General features: G+C 69.4%; 1 protein-coding gene. It reads left to right on the top strand.

Features of this window, described 5'->3' with window-relative positions; all coding sequences use genetic code 11:
• A partial coding sequence (locus KCH87_RS48530; protein ID WP_210594473.1) for a beta-ketoacyl synthase N-terminal-like domain-containing protein occupies positions 1 to 386 on the top strand: 386 nt, incomplete at both ends.

Below are 386 nucleotides of genomic sequence, written 5' to 3'. Positions count from 1 at the left end.
GGGTGCTGGTGTGGGTGTGGTGTCGGATCCGGTGGTGATCGTGGGGATGGGCTGCCGGTTGCCGGGTGGGGTGTCCTCGCCGGAGGAGTTGTGGCGGCTGGTGGAGGAGGGTGGGGACGCGGTGTCGGAGTTCCCGGTGAATCGGGGCTGGGATCTGGGGGCGTTGTTCGATCCGGATCCGGATCACCCGGGGACGTCGTATGTGTCGCGGGGCGGGTTCCTGCATGGGGCGGACGGCTTCGATGCGGGGTTCTTCGGGATCAGTCCGCGTGAGGCGCTGGCGACGGATCCGCAGCAGCGGCTGCTGCTGGAGACGGTGTGGCAGGCGTTCGAACACGCCGGCATCGACCCCACCTCCGTGCGCGGCAGCGACACGGGTGTCTTCG

This window comes from Streptomyces sp. GESEQ-35, from assembly GCF_017948485.1.
Classification (GTDB): Bacteria; Actinomycetota; Actinomycetes; order Streptomycetales; family Streptomycetaceae; genus Streptomyces.
The sequence above is the reverse complement of the archived record's forward strand: the minus strand, read 5'-3'. Positions and strand labels throughout refer to the sequence as shown.